Here is a 2619-nt window from a genome sequence, read left to right as displayed (position 1 = left end):
CGGAAAGAAAGGTTATCCGACTTTCAAGAAAAACAGTCGCTCAGTTGAGTATAAAGTCAGCGGCTGGAAACTCTCAGAAACTCGGAAGCAAATCACATTCACTGATAAAAAGGGAATTGGCAAGCTCAAACTAAAAGGAACGTGGGATCTCAATTTCTACCAAATCGATCAGATTAAACGAGTTCGTTTGATACATCGCGCTGATGGTTACTACGTTCAATTTGCAATCAGCGCCGACAACAAAGTAGATGCAGCACCAGTAGGTAAAACAGTTGGACTAGACGTGGGACTGAAAGAGTTTTATACAGACTCCGATGGTCATGTTGAACCGAATCCCAAGTTTTATCGAACAAGCGAGAAACGGCTGAAGTTTCGGCAACGCCGTGTTTCTCGCAAAAAGAAAGGCTCTGCCAACCGCAAGAAAGCAATTAATCGATTAGGACGAGTACACCTCAAAATAAGTCGGCAACGTGAAGAACACGCTAAGAAACTGGCGCGTTGCGTAATCCAATCTAACGATTTGGTCGCTTACGAAGATTTGAGAATAAAGAATCTAGTAAAGAATCACTGTCTCGCTAAATCGATTAATGACGCAGGTTGGTATCAATTCAGAAAGTGGTTGGAGTATTTTGGTGTGAAATTTGGTCGGGTAACGGTTGCCGTTAATCCTGCTTATACTTCACAAAAATGTTCAAATTGCGGTGCAATCGTAAAAAAATCCCTATCCGTAAGAACCCACGTTTGTGAATGTGGATTTGTTATGGATAGGGATTGGAACGCAGCGATTAATATTCTGAAATTAGCCTTGAGTACGGTAGGGCATACCGGAACTTGGGTTTTAAACCCGAACGCTTTGGGAGATTTGACCTCTACTTTGGCTGGAGAAATCCTGTCTGAGCAAGTTGAGTCTATGAACAAAGAATCCCCTCGCCTTTAGGCAGGGGAGTGTCAAACAGCTTCCCAGGCCCGGCGGCGAGGCGCAACAGCTTTTTTTCGGGAATTGCAGCGAACTTGACAGAAGGCGCATCTAGCTGCAAAGCTCGCACCAGTACAGCGCTACCAACCCCCTCCGCATCCGTCACCACGTTAAAACAGTGATACATCCCGTAAATTAAGTAAACGTAGCCGATACCCGCACGCCCGAACATCGCCTGATTGCGAGGAGTCTGCTGTCGGTAAGCGTGACAAGCAGGATCTCCCGGGGCGTAAGCTTCTGTTTCCACAATCATTCCCCGAATAATCTCGCCATCAGGAAACTGTCGCACCAGAGTACAGCCCAGTAAATCAGGCGCTACGCTGGTAGATGTCCGCGCCAGCCAAAAAGATTCTACAATCTGAGTATTTGCACTCATTCAACAGGAGACAGTAAATTATGGACGTTAAGTTAGTTTTAGCAGTCTTGACAGCAGTTTTCACCGTGTGCTGTTTGTTCTTCGGCACAAAAAACGGATTCTACGATAGTGACAAGTATCACGGTAACGGTTCTGCTCACTAATTTTAGCTGGTAATTACTGGCCTAAAAAACCGCTGTCTGCTATTGAGACAGCGGTTTTTTTATGAACCGCAGAGGCCACAGAGGACACAGAGAAAGAGAAAATAGAGAACAGAAAGAATGAAAAGCAGTTGAGAAATGATGATACAGCAGGTTACTATATTTGCTGAAATTAAGGATGAATGTTGCCATCGGGCATTTTAGTTTCCTGCATTGTAGCATTCTCGAAATCCGCGCATCCCGGAAGATTGAAACGCATTGTGGTTCCTCGGTCTGTTGATTTCATGTTAAAACCAACTACTGCATTTTCTGGGTTATTCTTTTCGGGTACGGCACTAACTTTAAAATCCATATTTGCTGCTTGACCATTAGTATCAAGATTGAAACTTATGCCGCTACATCCCAAATCAGAACCTGTCAGGTTGGCTTTATTCAAGTTGGCATTTTTTAAGTTAGCATTCGCCAGTTTTGCTCCTGATAAGTTAGCACCTTCTAGGTTGGCTCCCTGCAAGTTAAATCCTTGTAAGTCCATTCCCTTCAAGTTGACATTGCTGAGATTGCATTCGGGACACTGTTTGGTCTCCAGCAATTGCTTGACTTGGTTTTGCTGGTTAAAATCAGGTATGTATTTGGTTGCAGCTAATAAAAGGGCGATCGACAATCCAGCAGTAATTATATTTTGGATTTTCATAAAAATTCTGAAAAGCCACTGTGGCTTTCTATCTCGGTTAATTATTCATACAGCAGTGCGATCGACATCTCCAGAATTTCCACAAAAAAATTGCCACCATTTCAGACAAGCACGGAGGCGCAGTTAAATCCCGCCGGACTGATAAATCCCGCCTTCTCTCCCTCACCAGTGCTGCTTTTGGTTTCGGACTCGCCCCGTCCGGCTGCTTCACTTCGCTTTGGGCAGCCCACCAACAAACAAATTTTGCCGACTCCTACGCGGATGCTGGAATGTTCGGCAATCTGACCCCCGCCAGCGAAGATCCCTACGGCGATCCGGCGGATGAGGAAACCGCTTAGGGAGCACCACAGAATGATTGATCCTATAATGACCCAAAGATAATTTCAGTGTGCAGCGTATCTTATGTCTCTAAAATCTATCATGAAACTGACCGAAC

The 2619-nt window shown here is 44.7% G+C and carries 5 protein-coding genes; 3 read left to right on the top strand and 2 right to left on the bottom strand.

Annotated elements, in window-relative coordinates:
* Nucleotides 1–937, top strand: a 937-nt coding sequence (locus tag JGK16_RS32470; protein WP_293193995.1) for a transposase, incomplete at its 5' end; no start/stop codon positions are given.
* On the opposite strand, the gene JGK16_RS32465 is transcribed toward JGK16_RS32470, so the two are convergent.
* Complete coding sequence (locus JGK16_RS32465; RefSeq protein WP_366039883.1) at nucleotides 909–1352, bottom strand: DNA-3-methyladenine glycosylase; 444 nt, start codon at nucleotides 1350–1352, stop codon at nucleotides 909–911. The genes JGK16_RS32470 and JGK16_RS32465 overlap by 29 nt on opposite strands.
* 20 nt (nucleotides 1353–1372) lie before the next feature.
* Between JGK16_RS32465 and JGK16_RS32460 the strand changes: the two genes are divergently transcribed.
* Nucleotides 1373–1495 carry a hypothetical protein gene (locus JGK16_RS32460; RefSeq protein WP_096830678.1) on the top strand — a complete coding sequence of 41 codons (123 nt, stop codon included), beginning with the start codon at nucleotides 1373–1375 and terminating at the stop codon, nucleotides 1493–1495.
* Nucleotides 1496–1664: 169 nt separating this feature from the next.
* Here the strand turns inward: JGK16_RS32460 and JGK16_RS32455 are convergent, their stop codons facing one another.
* On the bottom strand, nucleotides 1665–2183 hold the full coding sequence (locus tag JGK16_RS32455) for a pentapeptide repeat-containing protein (protein WP_293187135.1): 519 nt from the start codon (nucleotides 2181–2183) through the stop codon (nucleotides 1665–1667).
* On the opposite strand from JGK16_RS32455, the gene JGK16_RS32450 reads away from it, so the two are divergent.
* A complete protein-coding gene (locus tag JGK16_RS32450; protein ID WP_293187134.1) occupies nucleotides 2172–2468 on the top strand; it encodes a hypothetical protein in 297 nt (98 codons plus the stop codon). The two genes, JGK16_RS32455 and JGK16_RS32450, sit on opposite strands and share 12 nt — an antisense overlap.
* Nucleotides 2469–2619 lie beyond the last annotated feature (151 nt).

It is taken from the genome of Microcoleus sp. PH2017_09_SFU_O_A, assembly GCF_020738625.1.
Classification (GTDB): Bacteria; Cyanobacteriota; Cyanobacteriia; order Cyanobacteriales; family Microcoleaceae; genus Microcoleus.
Note: the sequence above shows the minus strand (reverse complement) of the source record. Positions and strands in the feature narration are given on the sequence as shown.

What these genes read in the sequence shown, in the direction of transcription:
- JGK16_RS32455 (WP_293187135.1), bottom strand. Translation starts at nt 2,183, where the DNA reads ATGAAAATCCAAAATATAATTACTGCTGGATTGTCGATCGCCCTTTTA.
- JGK16_RS32465 (WP_366039883.1), bottom strand. Translation starts at nt 1,352, where the DNA reads ATGAGTGCAAATACTCAGATTGTAGAATCTTTTTGGCTGGCGCGGACA.
- JGK16_RS32460 (WP_096830678.1), top strand. Translation starts at nt 1,373, where the DNA reads ATGGACGTTAAGTTAGTTTTAGCAGTCTTGACAGCAGTTTTCACCGTG.